The sequence below is a fragment of the Aeromonas caviae genome (genome assembly GCF_000819785.1).
Lineage (GTDB): Bacteria > Pseudomonadota > Gammaproteobacteria > Enterobacterales > Aeromonadaceae > Aeromonas > Aeromonas caviae.
The window spans coordinates 14,969-38,358 of record NZ_CDBK01000065.1 but is presented as its reverse complement, the minus strand read 5'-3'; the positions used below and the strand labels follow the sequence as shown (position 1 = coordinate 38,358).

Here is a 23,390-nt window from a genome sequence, read left to right as displayed (position 1 = left end):
CTTACAGTTGCTTGTCGGCTTTGGACAATTTCAGGTTGAGCAAGGCCAGCGCACCCACGATGAGGAAGATGGCGGTGGCGATGGCACTGGCCAGACCGTAGTCCTGACCACCCGAGCCCTGGAACGCGATCCGGTAGGTGTAGCTCACCAGCAAGTCGGTGGTCCCGGCCGGCGTGGTGGCCCCGATGATGTCCGGCGCCCCGTTCGTCAACAACTGGATAAGTACGAAGTTGTTGAAGTTGAAGGCAAAGGATGCAATCAACAGCGGTGTCAGCGGCTTCATCAAGAGCGGTACGGTGATCTTGAAGAAGTTCTGTACCGGCCCCGCCCCGTCCATGGCAGACGCCTCGTAGAGATCTTCCGGAATGGCCTTGAGCAGGCCCATGCAGAGGATCATCATGTAGGGGTAACCGAGCCAGGTGTTGACGATGAGGATCATCACCTTGGCCAGGAAGGGATTGGTGTACCAGTCCGGCTTGATGCCGAAGGCCGCTTCCAGGAACAGGTTGATTTCACCGAAGTTCTGGTTGAACAAGCCCTTGAACACCAGGATGGAGATGAACGCCGGTATCGCATAGGGCAGGATCAGCATGACCCGGTAGAAACCACGCCCCCTGAGCTGCTCCCACTGCACCAGACACGCCAGCACCATGCCGATCGCCAGGGTGAACGCCACCGAACAGGCGGAGAAGATCACGGTCCAGACGAAGATCTGCATGAAGGGACTCTGGATACCCGGGTCCGTCATGATGCGCATGAAGTTTTTCCAACCCACGCTCACCACGAAACCGGGGGCAACGCCCTTGCCGACGAAGTGACCTTCCGCATCGATGTACTGGTAGAAGCCGGTGTCACCGTTGGGCAGCATCAGCTCGCCGCTCTGGTTGTCACGCAGCAGGTTGCTGTCCTTGATCATGACGCCCGACTTGAGCACGGCGCCGTCGACCAGCTGGGTATAGAGCTGTTTCTGGGCGGCGAACTTGCGCAGGCTGCTCAGGGTCAGATGGATATTGCCTTCGGGCAGTACCACATCCAGGGCACTCAGGTGGGTGCGGTGATCAACGATGGCACGAATGGGTGCCGCCTCGCCGACCGTGGCCCCGTCCAGAGGCTGCAACTGAACAACCTGGGGCTCGTCACGGACCCGTCCTTCACGGACGGCCAGGGTACGCGCCTTGTTGTTCAGCAAGGTAAGGGGTTGACTGATAAAGGATTGGTCGTCCTGTTTCAGCAGCAGCTGAAACTGATTGTTCTCACCACCCAGGAGGGTGAAATCGAATTCACCGCCGGTCACCTTGTAGGTTTTTTTCAGATGGTAATCCCGTGCCTGCTCAAGGGAGAGCAAGTTGGATCCCGAATAGTTGGTGAAGGCGATGCCGATCGTGTAGGCAAGAGGGAAGATGATAAAAACAACCATGCCTGCCACACCGGGGAAAATATAACGGTGGGCATAGGTCTTCTTGTTAATGAAGACATAGAGACCGACGGATACGACCACCAGATCGAGCAGGGCAAATACCCACTCGCCGCTGGCATACATCATCACGGCCGCATAACCATTAAGCACTGCGATCAGTGCCGCCATGGTCCATTTCAGCCAGACGTACTTGTCTTTCTTCGGACCGGCATAGGATTCGATAGAAGGTACTACTTCCATGCCAATTAACCTTTATTGCGCCAAGAGAGATTGAGAGAGTGGGAGGCCCGAAGGCCTCCCGGGTAGTGCATGCTTACTGGACGATACGCTTGGCAGCGGTATCCAGGGCTTCGTCAACACCCTGACGGCCAGAGGTGACGTTCTTGAGGGCGGTTTCGAAGGAGGACCAGAAACGGCTCATCTCGGGCACGGACGGCATCGGTTCGCCGTTCTGGGCGTTCAGCATGGTGGCCTTGATGTTGGGGTCGGCTTCCAGGGTCTTCTGGAAGGACTTCAGGGCCACGGCACCCAGCGGCTTGTCGGCGTTCATCGGCGCCAGACCGGCATCGGTCAGCAGGTAGTTCTCGAGGAACTCGATGGCCAGATCCTTGTTCGGGCTGGCGGCGTTGATGGTGGCACCCAGTACGCCAACGAAGGCCTTGGCCGGCTTGCCTTTCAGGGTCGGCAGCTGGGCTACGCCATACTTGATGCCGCTCTTGTCCAGGTTGCTCCAGGCCCAGGGACCGTTGATCATCATGGCCACTTCGCCCTTGTTGAACTTGGCGTCCATCACACCGTAGTCGATGCCCTTCTCCAGGTGACCGGATTTGATCATCTCGGAGATGTAACCGACGCCGGCCTTGGCACCTGCGTTGTTCACGCCGGTGTCTTTGACGTCATAGCCGGTGGCGGTCTTCTTGAAGGCATAACCACCGTTGGCAGCCACCAGGGGGTAGCTGAAGTAGGGGGTGTCATAGGCCCACATGATGGCGCGCTTGCCATTTTTCTTCAGGTCTTCGTCGATCTTGGCGATCTCTTCGAAGGTCTTCGGCGGGTTGGGCAACAGATCCTTGTTGTAAATCAGGCTGACGGCTTCTACCGCGACCGGGTAGCCATAGGTCTTGCCATCGACGGTCATGGCATCCCAGGCGAATTGCTCGAACTTGGCCTTGGTGGCGGCATTCGGGGTCACGGGAACCAGCAGACCGGACTTGACCCACTCACCGTAACGGTCGTGAGCCCAGAAGAAGATGTCCGGGCCGTTGCCGGTGGCGGCGGCTTGCTGGAATTTGACTTCAACCTGATCCGGGTGGGCGACTGTGACCTTGATGCCGGTTTCGGCTTCAAACTTCTTGCCGACTTCGGCCAGGCCGTTGTAGCCCTTGTCACCGTTGATCCAGATGGTCAGCTGACCTTCATCAATGGCAGCAGTGGCAGAGCAGGCCACGCCCAGGGTAGCCAGACCGATCAGGGATGACAGCAATTTCTTTTTCATGAGCCTTTCCTTGTATTAGTTCCGCGCTGTAAGAGCATTGTGTGCAGATGAATATTATCCCAAGCAGTCAATGCCTCACATGACACGCCTCGCATTTTTGAAATGCAATTACGTATTTTCTTCCAGAAAGTTATGAAAACATTTTCTTATTTCAGCGACTTAGGAAGGGATATCCCCATATTTTTGCCAAGATATGGAAATTAAATTACAGAAAGGAAATTAATTTACGTCATTGAAAGGGATTTCACCCCACTGAAAACCCTTTCATTCCCGATATTTTGTTCAATGTGTTAACAAAAGTACTGAGGTGGTTTCCATCTACATCACCCCCTTAAATAAAAAGGCACCGGAGCGGACTCCGGTGCCTTTTTGCAAGAAATGACGGCTGGATCACATTACGACTGGCGCAGCAATTGATCCTTGAGATTGGGCGGGACTCCCCTGATGGTCAGGGTGTCGGTCTGGGGATCGTAAAAGACCCGGTTGTTGAGCAACTTCTGCTCGAAGCTCAGGGTCAGGCCGCCACCGGAGCCCACAAACTTGGTCAAGCCCCGCAGGGTGGAACGGTCCGCCGGGAAGCGCTCCTCCAGCTCGTACTCCTGACCGATGAAGCTGTAAAAATCGAGGTCCCCATCACCGGGCAATTCCGCCGACAGCTCCTTGATCTCGATCTCCTCGCCGGCGCTGGCCTGCTCGGTGCAATATTTGAAGACCTGCTTCTTGTAGTCATTGCGTTCGGCCGGTTCGAGTTGGCGGCTGTCGCAGTAATCGTCCACCGCCTGCAGCAACCCCTTGTTCTGGATCTTGGCATCCATGCCCTCGCGGGCCCCCAGCAGATCCATGAAGAAATCCCCCAGCTTGCGACCGACCCGGCCCTTGCTGAAGGTGATATAACGACGCGAATCCCCCTGGGTTTTCCACTCGGTGAGATCGATGCGGGCCACCAGATTGAGTTTGCCGATATCCAGGTACTGGATGTGGCGCAGCTCCAGCGCCTCGCTCACGGTGACGCTCTCCTTGCCTTCCAGCAGGGCGATCATCAGGTAATCCACCCCCACATAGTTGTACTTGGCAATCAGCAACACCCCCTGCTCGTCCAGGGCATGCTCCACCAGCTGCTTGACCAGCATCTGGGTCAGGTTGACGGAAAAGGGGACGAACTCGGTCTGCTCCGCCAGCAGCTGCTCCAGGGCGATGCGAAAGGCGGGGGAAGGCTGCTTGGGGGCGTCTTCCCCCTCCGCCAGCTCGGCGACGGCGGCCTCGGGATCGGCGAAGAAGCCAAAGCCCTTTCCCCCCTTGCCGTTGTAGATGCGATGCAGCTCCGCCATCAGCCCTTGTACCGCCTCGTCGGCAGGCAGGGTCTGGCTGCGGGTATCGGCGTGGGGCTGGCCATCGTTGCCCGCCCGCAGGGAGTGAAGAATGATCTTGTCGATATCGAGACTCATGTCACAAAGCCATAGTGTTAGCCGAAAGGGTGAAGTATTATAAGGCGCTTTGAACCGAGGTGAACCCAAGATTATGCCCATCGTATCAAAGTACAATAACGAGCAGTTTGACGCCCTGATGAACGACCTGATCACCGCCCTGGAGAAACACAAGGCACCGGTGGATCTCAGTCTGATGGTCCTTGGCAACCTGACCACCAACATCATCAACGGCATGGCCCCGGCCCAGCGCCAGGCGATCACCGAGAAGTTCATCCAGGCACTCACCGCCTCGGTGGGCCATCGCCACGATGCGCACTGAGTTTCTTCGCATTCTTTGATGTTTTTCAAGCAGATGGATCATTATGGTCGAAACCGGCAACCCCTATCGCGATAATGTCTCTCGCCTGATCACCTGGGGGCATTGGTTCTCCTTCTTCAACATCATCCTGGCCATGCTGATCTCGACCCGTTACCTGGGCGCCATCAGCTGGCCGTCGACCACGCTCGGCGTGACCTATCTCGTCATCAGCTGGATAGGTCATTTCTCGTTCCTGAGCTTCGTCACCTATCTGCTGACCATCTTCCCCTTGAGCTTCATCCTGCCCAGGGAGAAGCCGCTGCGCTTCATTTCATCCATCATCGCCACCCTGGCGCTGGTGCTGCTGCTTATCGACACCCAGGTGTTCCAGCTGTTCAAGTTCCACTTGAATGGCCAGGTGTGGCAACTGCTGCTGGATCAGGCGCAGACCGAAGAGGGCTCTATCTGGAGCATCATCTTCGTGGCGGTGCCCGCCATCTTCCTGCTGCAACTGCTGCTGTCGGCCTATGTGTGGCGCAAGATCAACAAGCGCAAACGCCGCCAGTACGGCAATCAGGTGGGGCTAGCCCTGCTGGTCTGCTTCATCCTGACCCATCTGGTCAACAGCTGGGCGGATGCGACCCTGTATCAACCCATCACCATGCAGCGCGCCAACTTCCCCCTCTCCTACCCCATGACCGCCAGGAGCTTCCTGGCCAAGCATGGCTGGCTCGACCTCGAGCAGTATGAGAAGAAGGCCGAAGATCAGGGAAGCGCTGAGCACCGTCTGCTCTATCCCTTGCGCCCCCTCAGCGTGAGCGCACCCAGCGATCACAAGAACCTGCTGGTGGTGGTGGTCGACTCCCTGCGAGCCGACATGCTCAACAACATCAACATGCCCAATCTGCAACGCTACGCGGACAACCACTTCAATTTCCGCCAGCACATGAGTGGTGGCAATGATGAAGCCATGGGGATGTTCAGCCTCTTCTACGGGCTGCCCGGCCACTATTACGGGGACATCCGGGCCGACAAGCGCCCCCCCGTGCTGTTCGACGAGATGCTGCGTCAGGACTACCAGTTCGGCCTGTTCGGTGCACTGGAAGATGCCAAGCAGTATCGCCAGAGTCTGCTTGCAGGTCTGCGCAAACAGGTCTTCGTCTCCCGCCAGACCGATGACCGCAGGCTCATCGACGACTGGCAGCAGTGGCTTGGCACGCGCACCGCGGACAGACCCTGGTTCTCTCTGGTCTATCTCTCTAGCCCGGGGGATTATCAGGTGCCTGCCAGCATCAAGGGCCCCTTCCAGCCCGAGTTGACCCGCTTCAACCCGGCCACTGCCTATCGGCCCGAGAACCTGCAGAAGCTGGAGAACCGCTACAAGAACGCGGTCTTCTATACCGATCAACTGCTGGAGCAGATGCTGACCCAACTGCAATTGCAGGGGCTTGATGATCAGACCATCGTCGTGATCACCTCCAACCACGGTCAGGAGTTCAACGAGACCCAGAGCAACAGCTGGGGCTATGGCAGCAATTACTCGACCTATCAGGTGCAGGTCCCCCTGGTGCTGGCCTGGCCTGGTGCCGAACCTGCGCCCCAGGCGCAGGCGAGCAGCCACCTGGATCTGGTACCGACCCTGATGAAGAACATGCTGGGTGTACGCAACCCCTATCGTGACTACAGCACGGGGCGCAACCTGTTCGAAGCCAGTACACGCACCTGGCTGCTGGCGGGGGATCAGAATGACTTCGCCATCTATCAGGGCAACACCATCACCCAGTTCAACAAGCAGGGGGACTTCGAGCTGCTGGACCGCGACACCTATCGCCCCATCAAGCACGGCACCCCGGACATGGGCACCCTGATCCAGGTGATGAACGAGCTCAATCGCTTCTATCGCGCCCCCTGATCAGCGCCAGCCCACCTCCTTGAGCCCGCCCCTATGGCGGGCTTTTTCTTGCCCGCACCACACCCGTCCTCCCGTTTCCCATGGCGTCATTCGCAAACGTATGCCACCACCTTACTGATTTATCTCTCAAAAAAGTTCAATTCGATCAATATCATAAAAACAAAATGATAATGATTGTCATTTATTGATCTGCTTGACTCCCTCTGCAATAATCCACGCCCTTCAGGCTTAAATAATAATTATTCTCAAATATGAAAATTCGACTTCTTCACTACTGGCCCATGCTGCTGTCCGGTACGGCGCTGGCTGCCAGCGATCCCGCCGGGGTCGACACAACGGACATGCCCCCCGAACTCAAGGGGCGGGAAACCATCGTGGTCAAGGGACAGCGCATCGAGCAGAAGCTCTCCGACGTGTCCGGTTCCATCACCGTCATCACGGAGGAGGATCTGGATCGCCAGGTTGCCACCGAGCTCACCGATGTGTTCAAGAACGAACCCGGCGTCTCGGTGACCGGCTCCGCCGGCCGCCCCCAGAACATCATCATCCGCGGCATGGGCGGCAACCGGGTGCTCATCATCAAGGACGGGGTGCGGGTCAGCGACGGTTTTGGCGCCGACGACCTCAACGACAAGGTGGGCCGCTTCAGCTTCGATCTCGACGACGTCAAACAGATAGAGGTGGCCAAGGGAGCCGGTTCCTCCCTCCATGGCTCCGATGCCATCGGCGGCACCATCGTCATCAGCACCAAGCAGCCGGAAGATTACCTTCAGGGCCAGGATGCCTATCTCAGCAGCAAGGTGCTGCACGATGGCAGCAGTGACAAGCAGAAGCTGAGCGCCACCGGCGCCGCCCGGATACGGGATACCGAACACCTGCTGCGCCTCTCCGGCTGGCAGGGACATGAGACCGCCAACTACGACGAGAGCCGCATCCCGGCGGATCTGGATGGCCTCAGCGCCTCCACCAGCTCTCGCATCCAGCTGAACGAACATCATCTGCTGCGCCTCGAACTCGACTACTTCGAGGACAACGCCGAGCGGGATCAGGGGCCGCGCGAAGTGCCCCAGCCCGATGGCAAGTGGCAGGTGCGCCAGTACCACGAGCAGGGCAGCCAACGCACCCAGGGGGGCAAGCTGGCCTGGGAGGCGAGCAACCTCGACACAATACTGGCCGACAGCCTCACCTGGAGTGCCTACGGCAATCACTCGAAAAACACCGCCAACAAGCGCAGCCTGCTGCAAAACGATCTGCTGAGCGGTTATCCGCGCTATCGCAGCGAACGGGAACTCGCCACCTTCACCGAAGACAGGATCGGTACCGAGCTGGATGTGCGCCGGGATCTCGCCACCGGCCATCTCGCCCATCAGCTCAGTTACGGCATCGAGCTCGAGCGCACCACCCACGAGCGGCCGGTGGAGAAGCTGAGTCTGGAGGCCGGCATTCCCCAACCCGGCCAGTCCGCCCCCTTCAGCCGCGCCCGTACCGACAGGGCCGGAGTCTGGCTCGGCGACGTGGCCAGCCTGGGCCAGTGGCAGTTCACCCCCACCCTGCGCATGGATCACCAGTGGCTCACGCCGCTGGACGGCAGCCACGACAGCAACCACAGCTGGCACCTCTCCCCGAGCCTGGCCACCAGCTACCGCTTCAACGACCAGTGGCGCAGCTGGCTCAGCTATGCCAACGGGTTCCGGGCGCCTTCCTACGACAAGGTGTACGGCAACATCCCCCACTACTTCGCTCTGCCGCCCTTCGAGATCATCGCCAACACAGGGCTCAAGGAGGAGACCAGCCACAGCATCGAGTGGGGGCTGAGTGGCGAGGGGGACAACTGGAGCATCAAGCCAGCGCTCTTCTACAACCGCTACTACAACTTCATCGACTGGCGCGAGGTGGGGCTGCGCCTGAGCGATGGCGTCATCCTGCGCCAATATCGCAACGTCGCCAAGGCCGAAACCTGGGGGGCCGAACTCGCCGCCAGCTACTGGCTGACCCAGGAGTGGGAGCTCGCCACCAAGCTCGGCTGGGTCGATGGCGAGGACAACAAAGGTGAAGCGCTGCGCACCCTGACGCCCCTCGAGGGCAACACCCGTCTGAGCTATCAGGCCAATGAGTGGAGTCTGGGCATTCAGGCGGACTATGCCGCCGCCATGAACCGGGTGCCCACCTGCGGCAACAGCCTGACCGGCCGCCAGGGGGACTGCCTCGAAAGTGCCGGCTGGCTCAGTTTCGCCCTGACGGCCGACTGGCTGGTCACCGACGCCCTCAAGGTCAACCTCAAGCTCGACAACCTGTTCGACACCCGCTACACCCGCTATCAGGATGTGGCCGGGCTGGAAGCCGGGACCGATGCTTCCCTCTTCACCCAGAGCGGCCGCACCCTGAGTGCCAGCCTGCGCTACACCTTCGTGGGGATCTGATGCACAGCCTATTGATCCTGGCCAGCCTGCTGGCCACGCCGGTCCCCGCCTCTCCCCTGCCTGAGGCAACCCTGGAGGCCGCGCCCCTCATCCCCGAGCGCCCGCAACTGATGAAGGGGGAGATAACCCGTCTCGATCCCTATGGTGGCTGGCGTGACGACAGCCGCCAGGATCCCGCCCTCCTGACGCTGCTGCGCGAGCAGAACCGCTGGACCGAGCAGCAGCTCGCCGACCAGACGCCACTGGTACAGCGCCTGCAGACGGAGTGGCAGGGCCGGGAGCGGGGCGAACCCGTGCCGGACGACTGGCTGAGCCAGGCTGGCAGCCAGTGGCGCATGGAGGCGGACGGCAGCCTGTGGCAACGCAGCGACGCCAATGCCGCCCCCCGAAAGCGGCTGGCTCCCCGCCAACCTGCCGAGGGGTATTACGAGCTCGCCGCCTGGGCCCTGCACCCGGGCGGGCAACTGCTTGCCCTGGCCGAAGACCGCAGGGGAGATCGGGACTACCGCATCACCCTGCTGGATCTGGCGAGTGGCGAGACACTGGCCTCTTTGCCTCACCGCGCCGGCGATCTGCTCTGGAGTCTGGATGGCAAGACCCTCTACACCCTCGCCAACGAGCACCAGACCCTGCGCCCCTGGCAACTGCTGGCCTGGCAGGATGGCAAGGAGACCCTGGTGTATGAGGAGCGCGATCCCGCCTGGCTGCTCGGCCTCTATCGCACCACGGATCGCCGCCACCTGGTGCTGCAAAGCAACAACCACGACAGCTCGGAGCAATACCTGCTGGACGCGGGTCGGGCCGACCTGCTCAAGGGGCGCGAGCGCGGCCTCGAATACTACCTGGATACCCTGGGGGACAGGGTGCTGATCAAGAGCAACCGGGACGGCGCCCTCGGCCTCTATCAGGTGGCCGACTTGAGCCTGGTGGCGAAGGGAGAGTGGCAACGGCTCTGGTCCGGCGAGGGCCGGGAACTCGAGAAGTGGCGCCTCTTTGCCCGGCACACCGTGCTGCAATACCGCAAGGAAGGGGATGACTGGCTCGATGTGCTGGACGCCAAGGGTGCGTTGACCCACAGCCTGCCGCTCACCGATGGCGCAGGCACGGCCTGGATCCAGGGCAGCCAGGAACCGGCCAGCGACAAGGTGCTCATTCGCCGTCAGGGTATGGCCGAGCCACCTCACCAGCGCTGGCTGGATCTCGCCTCCGGCGCCTGGGAGGGGACACCCGAGAGCAGGGACACTTCTCCCTATCAGAGCGAGCGGCGCTGGATCGCGGGCAAGGACGGGGTCAAGGTGCCTGTCTCCCTGGTCTGGCGCAAGGGCATTACCCACCCCAGGGCACTGCTGCTCTACGGCTATGGGGCTTACGGCACCCCCATGCGTCCCTACTACCAGCCCCGGGTGCTGAGCCTGCTGGATCGCGGCTTCGTCTACGCCATCGCCCATGTGCGCGGGGGCGGTCTGCTCGGCGAATCCTGGTACCGGGAGGGTCGTGGCCGTGACAAACAGCACAGCGTGGATGATTTTCTCGCCGTGGCCGATGCCCTGGCCCAGGATCCCGCCATCGATCCCGCCCGGCTGTTTGCCATGGGTGGCAGCGCCGGCGGCCTGCTGGTGGCTGCGGCACTCAACCAGGCGCCCACCCGATTCGCCGGGGCCGTGCTGCAAGTTCCCTTCGTCGACCTGCTGGGCACCATGCAGGATCCCGAGCTGCCCCTCACCCGGCAGGAGTACGCCGAGTGGGGCAATCCGGCCATCCCGGGTGACTATGCCGCGATGCGCCGCCTGAGCCCCTACGACAACCTGCACAAGGTCCCTTATCCCCCCGTCTATGTGACGGGCGGCCTGCACGACAGTCAGGTGCCCTACTGGGAACCCCTCAAGTGGATAGCCCGCCTGCGCTCCCATAGCACGGGAACAGGCCCCTATCTGCTGCGCACCGAACTCGACGGCGGCCATCTGGGCGCCCCCCGAACGGCGGCGCTGCGTGCGGCGCAGGAGTTTGCCTTCCTGCTCACCCTGGCGGGCGTCAATCACTGACCCCTTGCCCTCTTTTTCTGGAGTGAACCATGAAACCCTCTTCTCTGGCCCTCTGGCTGGCGGCAACCCTGATCTCATCACCGCTGCTGGCGGCCGATCTGCAGTTTGTCGATGAACCCCCCCTCACCACGACGCCGAAGCGCTGGCTCGAGCAGCGCCTCGGTGTGCTCCTCGCCCCCGATTACGACAGGGCCAGCCTGCTCGGCCACCATTACAGCTTTCGCCAGCTGGTGAACGGCCTGCCGGTGGCCACCACCCAGGCCGCCGTCAGTGTCGACGGGGACGGACGCCCCTGGCGCCTCTATCACAACCTGCGCCCCTTGCAGAGCACAGCGCCCGGCTGCGATGCCAGCGGCACCCTGGATCCCCTGCTCGCCACCCTGCGCACCGACGGCAACCAGATAGAGACGCTGGGGCCGGTCGAAGCCTGGTACTGGCGAGACGGCGATACCCTGGTGCCTGCCCTGCGCCAGCGGGTGCGCGAGCACAAGGCTGGCAATGCCAAGGCCAGCCAGGTGCAGCTGTTTGCCCGTTGCGACGGGGAGCAGGAGCTTGGCCGTCTCGGGGATCAGGCAACTACCCACCCTCTGCATGTCGCCGACGCAGGCGATATGCAGGTTCAGGCACGGGTGTTCGACCCCGATCCCCGCACCCGCCTGCAGGACGCCAGCCTGGTCTGGCACGATGAGCTGGTGCTGGCAGAGGCCGCCTACCAGGATCCGGTTCCCCTGCCGGTGAGCCTGCAAGCCGGGCAGTATCGCCTGAGCGGCCCCCATGCCAGGGTGGTGGATGTCATGGCCCCCGAATCGGCCCCCTACAGCAGCAGTGACGTGCAGGGTTTTCGCCTGACCCGGGACGATCGCGGCTTTGCGGACATCAACGCCTACTACCATCTGGATCTCGCCCAGCGCCACCTCAAGGCGCTCGGCTTCACCGAGCTCATCCCCGGGGCGCTCGACATCGACACGGACGCGGGCTATCAGGACAACTCCCTCTACGATCCGTTCGAACGCAGGCTGGAGCTGGGTCGCAGCGGCGTGCCCGATGCCGAGGATCCCATGGTCATCTGGCACGAGTTCGGCCACGGGGTACAGCACCACATCCTGCCAGATCTCGGGGAAGAGGGTGACTGGGGAGCCATCGGCGAGGGCTTTGGCGACTACCTGGCCGCCAGTCATCGCCAGCGCAGCGAAGCCGGTCGCCAATTCGAACCCGCCATGGTGTTCAACTGGGATGCCCGCTTCACCGACCGCACCCCGCGCCAGCTCGACGATCTGCGCGCCCGCTACCATCCGGACTACCGCTACCCCGCCCACCGCACCATCAACGGCAGCAACGGGGATCAGCTCTGGGGCACCCCGCTGTTCCAGGCCCTGCTGACGGCGGTGGCCGAGCACGGTGAGGCGGCCAGGGACGAGTTTGATCGCGTCATCATCGAATCCCACTTCGGCCTGGGGCCGGCCATTCGCATGCCGCAACTGGCCCGGATCACCGTGGATACTGCCGCCCGTCTCTACCCGACGCGAGCCTATGCCCGTCTGCTGGAGCAGGCATTTCGCCAGCACGGGCTGCTGCAAGCTCCCGTCAATATCGCCCTCGCCGAGGGGAGCGCCATCCCGCTGGGGCAGCGCCAGTCGGTGCAGCTGACCCTCAGCAACCCGGGCAAGGGGGAGGTGACCCTCAACGAGCTGGCCCTCACCCTGCCAACCGGGTTGCAGGCCGATCCTGACAACTGGCAACCAGCGACCCTGGCCGCCGGTGCCAGCATGACCACCACCCTGCGCCTGCTGGCCCAGAGCCCGCTCGCCTGCGGCGACGAGGCGAGCCTCTCGGTGAATCTCGCCATGAGCAGTACCAGCCCCACCGAGCGCCAGTGGCAGCAATCCCTGACCCTGCCCATCGGCACCCCCGTCATCAGCCGGGCCAGTGGTCGGTCTCAGCGACTGAACGATGCCCAGAGCGAGGAGGTGCGCGGCCTGAGCGAAACCAGCCTGCTGCTGGAGAAGAGCGATGCCCGTGTGAGCGACAGGCTGCAACTGAGCCTGGATCTGCAGCATGAGGCGCTGGATGAGCTGGAGATCTGGCTCAGCTCCCCCGCCGGCACCCGGGTCCAGATCTGGGACAAAGGTTACAGCCCCCTGCCGAGCCTGAAAGGGGTCTTCCCCACCGAGTTGCAGTCCCTGCAACCCTTCAGCGCCTTCGAAGGAGAACCCCTGGCCGGTCGCTGGACCCTGGAGGTGGTGGACAGCAAACCGGGCAATCAGGGTCTCCTGAACGGGTGGAGCATCAGTCAGCGTACCGGCGCCCAGTGCGGCAACACCGTGCCCGTGCCGGATGACGGCATCATCCGCTTCGATACCTCGGACAGCAGTGGCGGGGGGGCCTTCCCCCTGCTCTGGCTGCTGCCGCTGGCCCTGTGGCGCCGTCTGCGTCGCCTCTGACTCTCCCTATATAAAGAAGAGAGGGGCCAAGGCCCCTCCAAGGACACACCATGACCATGAGAATGACCCCGATCGTCTGCCTGCTGGCCCCCCTGCTCAGCGCCTGTGGCGGCGGTTCGGACGAGGCTCCCCTGACCGCGCCGGACTACCGCCTGACGGTCAGCCTGCCCGCTGCGGGCACCCTGTGCATCAACCTGAACCAGAACGACGGCTGCGAAGCCAATGAGCCCGCCGTCAGCGGCGAGGCCGGTGCCCACACTCTGACCCGGCGCCACCCTGATCTGCTCACCACTCCCCTGCTGTTCATTCCGGCGGATCCCGCCGCCCTGCCCCTGGCCCACCCGGCGGCGCGCCAGGACAACCAGCACCTCACCCCCAGCCCCCTCAGCACCCTGCTGCAGACGCGTATCTCGGACGGGCTGCCACCGGCTCAGGCCCTGACGGACGTGCTGTTCGCCCTGGCGCCCCTTCACCCCGGCCCAGATCTGGCGGCACTGGCGCAGCTGGGCGACTTCAACCGCGCCCTCGCCGAGCTGGCCCTCGCCACCTTTGATGACGAGGCCACCCTGCCCACCTTTGCCGCCAGCGAACGCCGCCAGCAGATCTGGCAAGGCCTTGTCACCCTGCTGCCCGAGCTCGCCCGGCACTTTGCCGCCAGCCCCGAGCTACTGAGCCAGCAGGCCAGACTCGCCGCCGTGCTGATGCAGCAGCAACCCCGGGCGTTGGTGACCGCCAGCGGCGTCACCACCTACACGGACGGGGTGGATTATCTGCTCGACCAGGAGCCTGCGGATCACCCGGGCCAGGAGGCGAGCCTGGGCCAGGCGCCCCTTCGCTATCGCAAGCTGGACGGCAAGGGGCAACCCCTGGCGGACAATGCCGACGAGTGGGAGTGCGTGGAGGATCTCAATACCGGCCTCGTCTGGGAGAAGAAGCTGGCGGATCCGGACAGTCCGAGGGATCTGCACCGCACCTTCGCCTGGGAGTTCGACAACTATCACCCGACCCAGGAGGAGCGGGATTACGCCTGCCCCGAAGGGGAGGCCATCTGCACCACGGAGCAGTACCGTCAGTGGCTCAATGCACAGCAACTGTGCGGCATCACCCACTGGCGCCTGCCCCACGCCCGTGAGCTGATGAGTTTGCAGCACTACGGCTCCCTCGCCCGCCAGGATGGCCAGCTCGTCACCCTGGATGTGCGCTACTTCCCCGATGTCGGCACCGGACTCAATGGCTTCGATGGCTATTACTGGAGCCAGACCCTGACCCCGTCCCGCCGGCTGGAGAGCGCGCCTCTGAGCGCCATCGCCCACATCTTCCTCGGCGAGGACGCCGGTGCCGACTATCCCACCCCAGTTCAAAACAGCAATGACGCCAACGGTCTGCAACTGCGCCTGGTGGCCGAGGTAACCCGATGAACAAGTATCTTCTGACCCTGCTGCTCACCCTGTGCAGCCCCCTGGCACTGGCCATCGCCATCTGCGACGACGCCCTGCCCCGTACCAGCCCCACCGCCCGTTTCCAGGATCACGGCAACGGCACCGTCACTGACAGGGGCACCGGTCTGACCTGGATGCGCTGCCAGCTCGGCCAGACCTGGCGCAACCAGAGCTGCGAGGGGGAACCCACCCACCTCTACTGGCAACAGGCACTGCAGACGGCGGAACGGATCCGTTCCGAACCGAGCCATGCCCTGTATGGCTTTGGTGGTCATCACGACTGGCGCCTGCCCACCATCAAGGAGCTCGCCAGCATTCTGGAGTCCGCCTGTTACAAACCGGCATTGAACGAAACCATCTTCCCCCGCGCCATGGCCGGGGATGGCAAGGAGGTGAACGACGGCTATGTCTATCTCTGGTCCTCCACCCCGGTGCCGGCCCTTCAGGGCGTCGCCTACCTGGACATCACCAGCGGCTCCGTCGCCCAGCGCGCCCCCCGCTCTTGGGCGAAACAGGTTCTGCTGGTGAGGTGACAGCCTGGCCATGGGGGCCACCCGGCCCCCTGTTTGACACGAGGCAAGAAGCGCCAGAGTGACCCTGGCCGTCAAAAAAGCATCAAATTGCGTCATGTGATGCCTGTTCAGGGCGGTTTTGCACGCCGCAGCGCTGGCATGAAACCGGCAGAGCGGTTAGTCTAGCGGCGTTGAACCAATCCCAAGAGGTACAGATGAAAACCGTGTTGCGTTTTAGCCTGCTGGGCGCCTTGTTATTGGGTGGCCATGCCTTCGCCGCCGAACCGAAAAAATTTGATATCAGCATGTTCCCCGCCGCCGAAGTGAACCAGGAACGTGTCGTGATCCGTCTGCCGGAAGTCGAGAACGAAGCCGACATGATGGTCGAGCTGCAAGTCGGCAAGAAGATGCTGGTCGACTGCAACCTGCCCCGCTTCGCGGGCAATCTGGAACAGCACAGCGTCAAGGGCTGGGGTTACAACTACCTGACCCTGGGCCAGGTCACCGGCCCCGTCAGCACCCTGATGGCCTGCCCGGACGGCCAGAAGAAGGAGAGTTTCGTCCAGATCTACGGTCAGGGCTTCTTCGTGAACTACAACTCCAAGCTGCCCTTCGTCATCTATGTGCCCCAGGAGTACGAGGTGCGCTATCGTCTGTGGCGTGCCGACAACCTGGCACAGCCAGCCATGATTGAGTGAGTGCCGCGCACTCGGGTTCAGCTCAGTCATGATGATAAAAAGGCGCCATACGGCGCCTTATTTTTAGCTTCCAAGCCCGTTTTTGAGCGGTTTTTCCTGTACAAAATCTGACATAACTCCACTATTTTTCAGGCTTTTTTGTGCAGCGCACCGCAAAATGCCCCCGCGGGATGCGACAAACCCTGTTCGATAAAAGATATTTATTAACATAGTAAGAAAATTGATTTTGCACTCTGCGACGGCCTGATGATACTTGCCCGCAAAGGTCAAACTAACCAGAACAAGAGCATTATGAGCTTCGAATCAGACAAGCGTTTCAACGACTTCAAACATTTTCCCCGTGGCCTGCGTCGCAGTGGCGAATTCACCGTGGCCGAAGCGGACAGTCTGGAAAAATATGGCACCGTGATGCTGGCGCTCTATCAGGGCAACCTGGCCCCGCGCGATGACGTAGAAAGTGCCTTTATCGAACAGGTCAAATCCGGCGCAGCCGGCAACAACCCCCACGCCAAGGTGTGGTTCAAATACCTGAAGGTGATTGGTCCCAAGCGCGTGCACCGTCTGTGCACCGTCGCAGGCGGCGCCAATGAAGATGCGGGTGGCAGCTTTGAAGGCGGCGGTGGCGGCAGCGACGAGTCCCTCGATTAATGGATACCGAGCTGCTTCGGACCTTCATCGAGGTCAGCAAGACCCGGCACTTTGGCCGGGCGGCTGAAAATCTCTACCTGACCCAGTCGGCGGTGAGCTTCCGGATCCGCCAGCTCGAGCAGCAACTCGGGGTCAGCCTATTTGCCCGTCATCGCAACAACATCCGCCTGACTGCCTCCGGTGAGCGTCTGCTGCCCTACGCAGACGCCATTCTGCATACTTTGGGGCGCGCCAAGCAGGACGTGGCCCTCTCCCCCGGTTTCAGCCAGCAGCTTGCCATCGGCGCCCCCGCCGTCTTCTGGGAGCTCGACTTCAACGACTGGCTCAACCATGTCTATGCCCTGGCCCCCGGCCTCGCGGTGCGCCTCGAAACGGCCTCCCGCGAGCACCTCTGTCGCCAGTTGCTGGAGCGCTCCCTCGATCTGGCCCTGCTCTCCGAGCCGACCAAGATCGACGAGATTGCCCTGCACCCCATCGGCGAGCTGGTGTTCGAACTGGTGAGCCGGGAGCCAGCCGCAAACGCCGACAGCCTGATGCAGATGCCCCACATTCATCTCGACTGGGGCACCAGCTTCGAACCGCCATCGAGCCGATTGCAGAGCCTGCAGAAGACCCCAGTTCTGCATTCGAGCTCCGCCAGCATGGCCCTGCAATTCGTACTGGCCAACGGCGGCGCCGCCTACCTGCCAAGGCGCATGGTGAGCCCCTTCCTGGAGCAGGGGCAGCTTCATCTGGTGGAAGGGGGCCAATCCCTGAGCCGCCCGCTCTACCTCGCCTATCTGGAGAAATCCGACCGCCGGGAGCTGATCGATCAGCTGCTGACCCTGCCGCTGGGCTGGCATGACGCCGACTTGCGTCAACCGCCTGCCGAATGAAACAGGGCGATTTCACGCCCAGACCTGTGTTTTCATCTACCCTGGTTATCGGTGCAGCACAAACAACATGAAAAAGGGGCCATCAGGCCCCTTTTATATGGATGTCTTTGTGTATCAGCCGTGATGGCGACGGTCGTTGGCCTGCGCCAGCAGGGTGCGGCTCTCGCGCAGGAACTCCTCCGCCCGCTCGCCGAAGAAGCCGGAGACCTGGCTGAAGGCCTCGATGAAGCCCTCCCTGTCGCCCCGCTCCAGCAGGCCCAGCGCCTCGCCGAAGTTCTGGTAGTAGCGGCGGATCATCGCGAGGTTCTGCGGCGACGACAGTATGATGTCGGCGTAGAGATGGGGATCCTGGGCGAACAGCCGTCCCACCATGGCCAGCTCCAGCCGGTAGATGGGGGAGCTCAACGCCAGCAGACGATCGATGTTGGCCTGCTCGCGGGAGAGATGCCAGCCGTAGGCGAAGGTAGCGAAGTGGCGCAGCGCCTGAATGAAGGTCATCGCCTCGTCGTGGGCCCTGGCCTCCACCTGCTGTAAACGCGCCCCCCAGATGGTCATCTGCTCCAGCAGCCACTGGCTGGCGGCGGGTTCGCGTCCCTGACAGCAGACGATCACCTGCTTGGCGAGGCTCGCCACGTCCGGTCCGAACATGGGGTGCAGCCCCAGCACCGGCCCCTGGTGGACCGCCAGCATATGGGCAAGCGGTTCACTCTTCACGCTGGTCACGTCCACCAGCAGGCAGTCCGCCGGCAGGTTGCCGAGCCGGTCGATCACCTGGCAGGTGACGTCGATGGGCACCGCTACCATCACCAGCCCGGCCCCGTGCAGGATCTCGTCGGCGCGTGGCCAATCGGCCTGACCCAGGGTTTCGACCCGGTAGCCCGAGAGGCTGAACAGGTTGCCGAACAGGCGGCCAAGCTGCCCCTGGCCACCGATGATCACCACCTTGCCGAGCTCAGGCTTCATACACTTGAAGTGGTGCTCCTTGTCGCTGGCGGACTCCAGAATATAGGACTCGCGCATCACCCGGCGCAGCACATCCTCGATAAGGTCCCCCGGCACCCCCAGTGCCTCGGCCTCGGCGCGGCGGCGGGCCAGCATGCTCGCCTCCCGATCCGGCGCGTAGATGGGCAAGCCGTGCCGGCTTTTCACTTCCCCCACTTCCCCCACCAGGGCGAGACGGGCAGCCAGCAGATCAATCAGCTGCTTGTCCACCGCATCTATCTTGTCCCTGAGGGCATTCAACTCTTCCGCCATGTCCAGTCCCTGCTGGCGCCGCCCGCAGCGACGCCCTGTCATTCAAGAGGCAACAAGGTATCACTGCGTGGGCCGTGATACCTCGATGGTTCAATCAGTTACAACAAGATACCACGGCTTATGCCGATGTTCTGGCCAAAAGTGGTGCCGCCAGCTGGCTGTGGCAGCGGGCCAGCAGCGCATCCGTGGTCTCCCAGTCGATGCAGGCATCGGTGATGGAGACGCCGTAGCGCATCTCGCACTTGGGCTGCTCGCTGGACTGATTCCCTTCGAACAGGTTGGATTCAAGCATCACCCCGATGATGGAGCGGTTGCCCTCCTGGATCTGGTGAATGACGTTGTCGGCCACCTTGGGCTGCAGCCGGTGATCCTTGCTGGAGTTGCCGTGGCTACAATCCACTACCAGGCCGGGCAGCAGGCCCGCCTTCTCCAGCGCCTCTTCCGCCAGCGACACATTGACCGAGTCGTAGTTCGGGTGCTTGCCGCCGCGCAGGATCACGTGACCATCCGGGTTGCCCTGGGTCTGCAGCAGCGCGACTTGGCCCTGCTGGTTGATCCCCATGAAGGCATGGGGGCTGGAGGCCGCCTGCAGCGCATTGATGGCGGTGCCCAGGTTGCCGTCGGTGCCGTTCTTGAAGCCGACCGGCATGGAGAGGCCAGAGGCCATCTCCCTGTGGGTCTGGGATTCGGTGGTGCGGGCACCGATGGCCGACCAGGAGAAGAGCTCCGCCAGGTATTGCGGGCTGATGGGGTCGAGCGCCTCGGTCGCCAGCGGCAACTCCAGCTCGGCCAGCCAGCAGAGCAGCTCGCGGGCGCGGTGCAGACCCAGCTCCACGTCGAAGGTGCCGTCCAGGTTCGGATCGTTGATAAAGCCCTTCCAGCCGACCGTGGTGCGCGGCTTCTCAAAGTAGACCCGCATGACAATGTAGAGAGAGTCCTGATAGGCGTCATGCAGCGCTTTGAGTCTGGTTGCGTACTCTTTGGCGGCGTCCATGTCGTGGATGGAGCAGGGACCACAGATCACCAGCAAGCGGTGATCGCGACGGTGGATGATGTCGGCGATGGTATTGCGGGCCCCTTGCACGAATGCCAGCGCGCGATCGGAGATGGGCAGTTTCTCCTTGAGCTGGGCAGGCGTGATCATCACTTGTTCGGACTGGATATGGATGTTGTTCAGGGGATCTCTTTGCATCTTCTCATTCTCTCTACTGTTTCAAGCCAAGGGCACCAACTGTTAATTTTTGTTTACACAAGTCAGCACTTTGTTACGCAACCGCCCCCACCTTACCAAGGAAAAACAAACAATCAAGTGAAACTAGCGTCTTTGCACGCTGACAGATGGATAAATGACCAAGAATGCAGGGTGAGACAACTCAAAAGTAGCGACTCGCGAGGCCGGATCAGCCTCATGTCGTAAACATTAGATTACACTCACCCATTTCAATATCATCTCTCTGCCCCCTCTCATGGCCCCTTATCCCGGCGACGACACCGGGCACAAAAAAGCGGGGCACCTGGCCCCGCTTGCATTCCCGTGTTGCTCTTCTTTTATTATTTGCCGTGAGCCTTGATAGCCTCGACCGCCTTGTCGGGGAAGTCGCTGAATACCCCATCCACATCGGCTTGGTAGAGGAAGATGTTGAGCAGGTCGGTGAAGTCTTTCGCATAGGCCGGGATCTGCCCCTCATCCTGACGGAAGGTATAAGGATGCACCTTGAGACCGGCCGCGTGGGCCTCTTTCACCATGCCGGTGAAGACCGGCTTGCCAGGAGTGCCCGGCTCGGTCACCACCATGGGTTTCCAGGGACCGATTCCCTCGGCATAGGTGGCGATGGTCTTCATGGCCCCCGGCTTGAACATCCAGTCGTAGTCATAGGGGGTCGCCTTGCCCTTGGCGTCGTAGACCATGGTCTCGTTCCAGTCGGTCTCGGCCATCAGCTGCACCAGCTTGAGATCCATGCCCATGGCGGGCATCAGCTCGCCGTTGATGCGCTTGAGCTCGTTGGCATCGAAGCACTGCAGATAGACCTTGTCGCTCTTGCTGGTGTAGCCGTACTCCTTGAGCACCTTGAGCACCGCCCTGGAGATGTCCTTGCCCTCGTGGCGGAACAGCCAGGGAGCCTTGATTTCCGGGTAGATGCCGATGTGCTTGCCGGTGCTCTTGTTGAGCCCCTGGATCATCTCGATCTCTTCCTGGAAGGTATGGATCCTGAAGCTCGACTTCCACAGCGGGAAACGGGCCGGATAGACCGGCACCTGCTTGCCGTCCACCAGCTGGAACGGCTCGGTCATGCGCAGGGAGCGCACCTCGTCCAGGGTGAAATCCACCACATAGTAGCGTCCGTCCGGGCGGGCCCGGCCGGGGAAGCGCTCGGCCACGTCCGTGATGCCATCAAGGAAGTGATCGTGCATCACCACCAGCTGGTCATCCTTGGTCATCACCAGGTCCTGCTCCAGATAGTCGGCGCCCATGCCATAGGCCAGGGCCTTGGATTCCAGGGTGTGTTCCGGCAGGTAACCGGAGGCACCCCGGTGGGCGATCACGATTTTGCCTTCGTCGGCCGCCAGTGCGGGCAGCGCCAGGGCGGCCCCGAGGCCAAGGGCTATCAGGGTACGGTGAGGTTGCTTCATCAAGAGGTCTCGTTGTTATGGTGTGTAGGATGCAGGTAATTGTTATAGCAGGGGTTTATTGCAGTTTGACGGCGGGCGGCAAAGGCCGCCCGCCATGGGTCATCAGCAGGCTTCGGGCAGGGCGTGGTGGTGCTCGAGCAGCCAGGCACCGAGCTGCTGCTGTTCGGATTCCGACAGGCGCAGCCCCAGCTTGCTGCGGCGCCACAGGATGTCCTCCAGGGAGTGGGCCCATTCGCGCGCGATGAGATAGCGCACTTCGGATTCATACAGCCCGGCGCCAAAGTGCTGGCCGCGCTCCTCCTTCAGCCAGAGGCGGGCATGAGCGCCATAGGCTTCGGCGATGCGCAGGGCGCTGCGATCGTCGAGCCAGTCGAATTCCAGCGCAAAGGCACGCGCCAGTTCACGCACCGAGCAGTCGAACTCGCCACCGGGCAGCCGGCAGGAGGCGGTCCAGTCCTCTCCCATCTGGCTGAACCAGGGCTTGAGCTTGTTGCAGGCGGCCTGGGCCAGCTTGCGATAGGTGGTGAGCTTGCCGCCAAACACCGACAACAGCGGCGCGCTCGCCCTGTCATCCCCCGTCATGAAGTCCGACAGGCAGACGATCCCCTGCCCCGCCAGCGCCAGCTGACGCAAGGTTTCCCCGCTGCTGGCCCGCAGGGTCGGGGTGATGGCGAATCGGTCCCCCTGCTCCTCGCTCAATAGGGGCCAATGATTGAGGTGATCGGGGTGCAAAAAACCGAGCAGCTCATGGCCCGCCAGCAAGTCAGCCGGCTGGCGCGGGGTACCGCGTGCCTTCAGATAGTCGGGGGAGGCCAGCAGCCGCAGCCGCGAGCGGCCAAGGGGCAGGGCCCGCAGGGAGGAGTCCGTCAGCTCGCCGATGCGAATGGCCATGTCCACCCGCCGCTCCATCAGGTTGATGAAGCCCTCGGAGCTGTGCAGTTGCAGCTCGATGGCGGGGTAGCGGCGGCGAAACTCACCGATGATGGGCACCAATCTATGCAGGATGAAGGGGGTGGCGGCGTCCACCCGCAATATGCCCTCCGGCTGCTCCCGGCGCATCAGCAGCAACCCTTCCGCCTCGCTCATCTCGGTCAGGATCTTCACCGCCCGCTGATAGAACCAGCTCCCCTCCTCGGTCAGGCTGACCCGGCGGGTGGTGCGGTTGAGGAGCACGGTGGCGAGCTTCTCTTCGAGGCGCTTGATGCCGCGGCTCACCACGGAATTGTCCATGCCGAGATTCTCCGCCGCCTGGCGAAAGCTGCCCGCCTCCACCACCGCCACAAACAGGGTCAATTCATCGGAATGGGTCTTCATTGTTGTCATCCTGGCAAGAGTAATGGGTCTTTATAGGTGCAATGGCCGGGAGTTGGCAAGACAGGCGTCGCTTCGTATCGTGACGCACCACCTGTTTTATCTGCGCCCTTGCCAGTACAATGCCGCCAACCGGCACCGTATGGCGCCACACCATGACAGGGACGATGATATGACATTCGACAACAGGCTGGCCGCCGCCCATCGGGAGCTGGCCAAGAAGGGCGTGCAAACGCTCAACTACAACCCGCCGATCATCTGGCTGCTGCGAAAGGCGGGGTTCACCATCAGGCCGCCCCACTACGAACGCTTTATGATCAACGTTCTTGCCCTGGGACTCCCCATCGGCGCTATCTGGGGGGTGTTGATGTGGTGCCTCGGCTGGCAGGATGAGGTGAGCCCGGGGTTTGCCCTGCGCCAGAGCCTGCTGTTTGGCATCGGGCTCGGTCTGCTGATGGGGACCTGGTTCTGGTTTCGGCGCAAGCAGCTCAAGCTGACCCCCTGGGACGCCTTGCCCCACTCCACGAGCCCCACGCAAAAGCGCTGGCAACCGAAATAACCACCGATATC

Annotated in this window: 17 protein-coding genes and 2 pseudogenes; 11 read left to right on the top strand and 8 right to left on the bottom strand. The window is 62.1% G+C overall.

The window, feature by feature from the left end:
• Position 1: 1 nt before the first annotated feature.
• The 3 genes from malF to yejK form a co-directional block, all read right to left on the bottom strand.
• Positions 2-1,657, bottom strand: a complete 1,656-nt coding sequence (gene malF / locus BN1120_RS09970) for a maltose ABC transporter permease MalF (RefSeq protein ID WP_042015927.1) — start codon at positions 1,655-1,657, stop codon at positions 2-4.
• 73 nt (positions 1,658-1,730) lie between these two features.
• Positions 1,731-2,912 carry a maltose/maltodextrin ABC transporter substrate-binding protein MalE gene (gene malE / locus BN1120_RS09965; protein ID WP_010674249.1) on the bottom strand — a complete coding sequence of 394 codons (1,182 nt, stop codon included), beginning with the start codon at positions 2,910-2,912 and terminating at the stop codon, positions 1,731-1,733.
• A gap of 395 nt (positions 2,913-3,307) precedes the next feature.
• Positions 3,308-4,357, bottom strand: a complete 1,050-nt coding sequence (gene yejK, locus BN1120_RS09960) for a nucleoid-associated protein YejK (protein WP_042015925.1) — start codon at positions 4,355-4,357, stop codon at positions 3,308-3,310.
• A 73-nt stretch (positions 4,358-4,430) separates the two neighbouring features.
• Here yejK and BN1120_RS09955 point away from each other — a divergent pair, with 73 nt between their 5' ends.
• From BN1120_RS09955 to hdfR, 10 genes are all read left to right on the top strand, one after another.
• Positions 4,431-4,658 (top strand): YejL family protein, encoded by a 228-nt coding sequence (locus BN1120_RS09955; protein WP_039038627.1) that lies wholly within the window; start codon positions 4,431-4,433, stop codon positions 4,656-4,658.
• Positions 4,659-4,701: 43 nt separating this feature from the next.
• Positions 4,702-6,549, top strand: coding sequence for a DUF3413 domain-containing protein (locus tag BN1120_RS09950; protein ID WP_042015924.1), 1,848 nt, complete (start codon positions 4,702-4,704; stop codon positions 6,547-6,549).
• A 281-nt stretch (positions 6,550-6,830) separates the two neighbouring features.
• Entirely contained in the window at positions 6,831-8,969 is a 2,139-nt protein-coding gene (locus tag BN1120_RS09945; protein WP_042015922.1) for a TonB-dependent hemoglobin/transferrin/lactoferrin family receptor, read from the top strand.
• A complete protein-coding gene (locus tag BN1120_RS09940) occupies positions 8,969-11,011 on the top strand; it encodes a prolyl oligopeptidase family serine peptidase (RefSeq protein WP_042015920.1) in 2,043 nt (680 codons plus the stop codon). The genes BN1120_RS09945 and BN1120_RS09940 overlap by 1 nt, the downstream gene beginning before the upstream one ends.
• Positions 11,012-11,040: 29 nt before the next feature.
• Positions 11,041-13,452, top strand: a complete 2,412-nt coding sequence (locus BN1120_RS09935) for a proprotein convertase P-domain-containing protein (protein ID WP_042015919.1) — start codon at positions 11,041-11,043, stop codon at positions 13,450-13,452.
• Between the two features lie 50 nt (positions 13,453-13,502).
• A complete protein-coding gene (locus BN1120_RS09930; RefSeq protein ID WP_042015918.1) occupies positions 13,503-14,870 on the top strand; it encodes an Lcl C-terminal domain-containing protein in 1,368 nt (455 codons plus the stop codon).
• Positions 14,867-15,424: an Lcl C-terminal domain-containing protein gene (locus BN1120_RS09925; protein ID WP_042015916.1), complete on the top strand. Its 558-nt coding sequence runs from the start codon at positions 14,867-14,869 to the stop codon at positions 15,422-15,424. The genes BN1120_RS09930 and BN1120_RS09925 overlap by 4 nt, the downstream gene beginning before the upstream one ends.
• 194 nt (positions 15,425-15,618) lie before the next feature.
• Positions 15,619-16,101, top strand: a complete 483-nt coding sequence (gene eco / locus BN1120_RS09920) for a serine protease inhibitor ecotin (RefSeq protein WP_010674240.1) — start codon at positions 15,619-15,621, stop codon at positions 16,099-16,101.
• 291 nt (positions 16,102-16,392) lie between these two features.
• Positions 16,393-16,749, top strand: coding sequence for a MaoP family protein (locus tag BN1120_RS09915; RefSeq protein ID WP_010674239.1), 357 nt, complete (start codon positions 16,393-16,395; stop codon positions 16,747-16,749).
• The gene (gene hdfR, locus BN1120_RS09910) at positions 16,749-17,624 is read left to right on the top strand and encodes an HTH-type transcriptional regulator HdfR (RefSeq protein WP_039038620.1); all 876 of its coding nucleotides are present in this window, start codon (positions 16,749-16,751) and stop codon (positions 17,622-17,624) included. Before BN1120_RS09915 ends, hdfR begins: the two co-directional genes overlap by 1 nt.
• A 114-nt stretch (positions 17,625-17,738) precedes the next feature.
• On the opposite strand, the gene tyrA is transcribed toward hdfR, so the two are convergent.
• From tyrA to BN1120_RS21565, 5 genes and pseudogenes are all read right to left on the bottom strand, one after another.
• Entirely contained in the window at positions 17,739-18,878 is a 1,140-nt protein-coding gene (tyrA, locus tag BN1120_RS09905; RefSeq protein WP_010674237.1) for a bifunctional chorismate mutase/prephenate dehydrogenase, read from the bottom strand.
• A gap of 118 nt (positions 18,879-18,996) precedes the next feature.
• On the bottom strand, positions 18,997-20,070 hold the full coding sequence (locus BN1120_RS09900) for a 3-deoxy-7-phosphoheptulonate synthase (protein ID WP_010674236.1): 1,074 nt from the start codon (positions 20,068-20,070) through the stop codon (positions 18,997-18,999).
• A 359-nt stretch (positions 20,071-20,429) separates the two neighbouring features.
• Entirely contained in the window at positions 20,430-21,509 is a 1,080-nt protein-coding gene (gene glpQ, locus BN1120_RS09895; protein WP_042015914.1) for a glycerophosphodiester phosphodiesterase, read from the bottom strand.
• A 102-nt stretch (positions 21,510-21,611) separates the two neighbouring features.
• Positions 21,612-22,067 (bottom strand): annotated as a pseudogene (locus BN1120_RS21570) (glycerol-3-phosphate dehydrogenase C-terminal domain-containing protein); the annotation flags it as partial.
• Positions 22,050-22,823, bottom strand: a pseudogene (locus BN1120_RS21565) (LysR substrate-binding domain-containing protein); the annotation flags it as partial. The pseudogenes BN1120_RS21565 and BN1120_RS21570, both read right to left, overlap by 18 nt.
• Positions 22,824-22,992: 169 nt before the next feature.
• Here BN1120_RS21565 and BN1120_RS09885 point away from each other — a divergent pair.
• On the top strand, positions 22,993-23,379 hold the full coding sequence (locus tag BN1120_RS09885; RefSeq protein WP_042015913.1) for a DUF6404 family protein: 387 nt from the start codon (positions 22,993-22,995) through the stop codon (positions 23,377-23,379).
• Positions 23,380-23,390 lie beyond the last annotated feature (11 nt).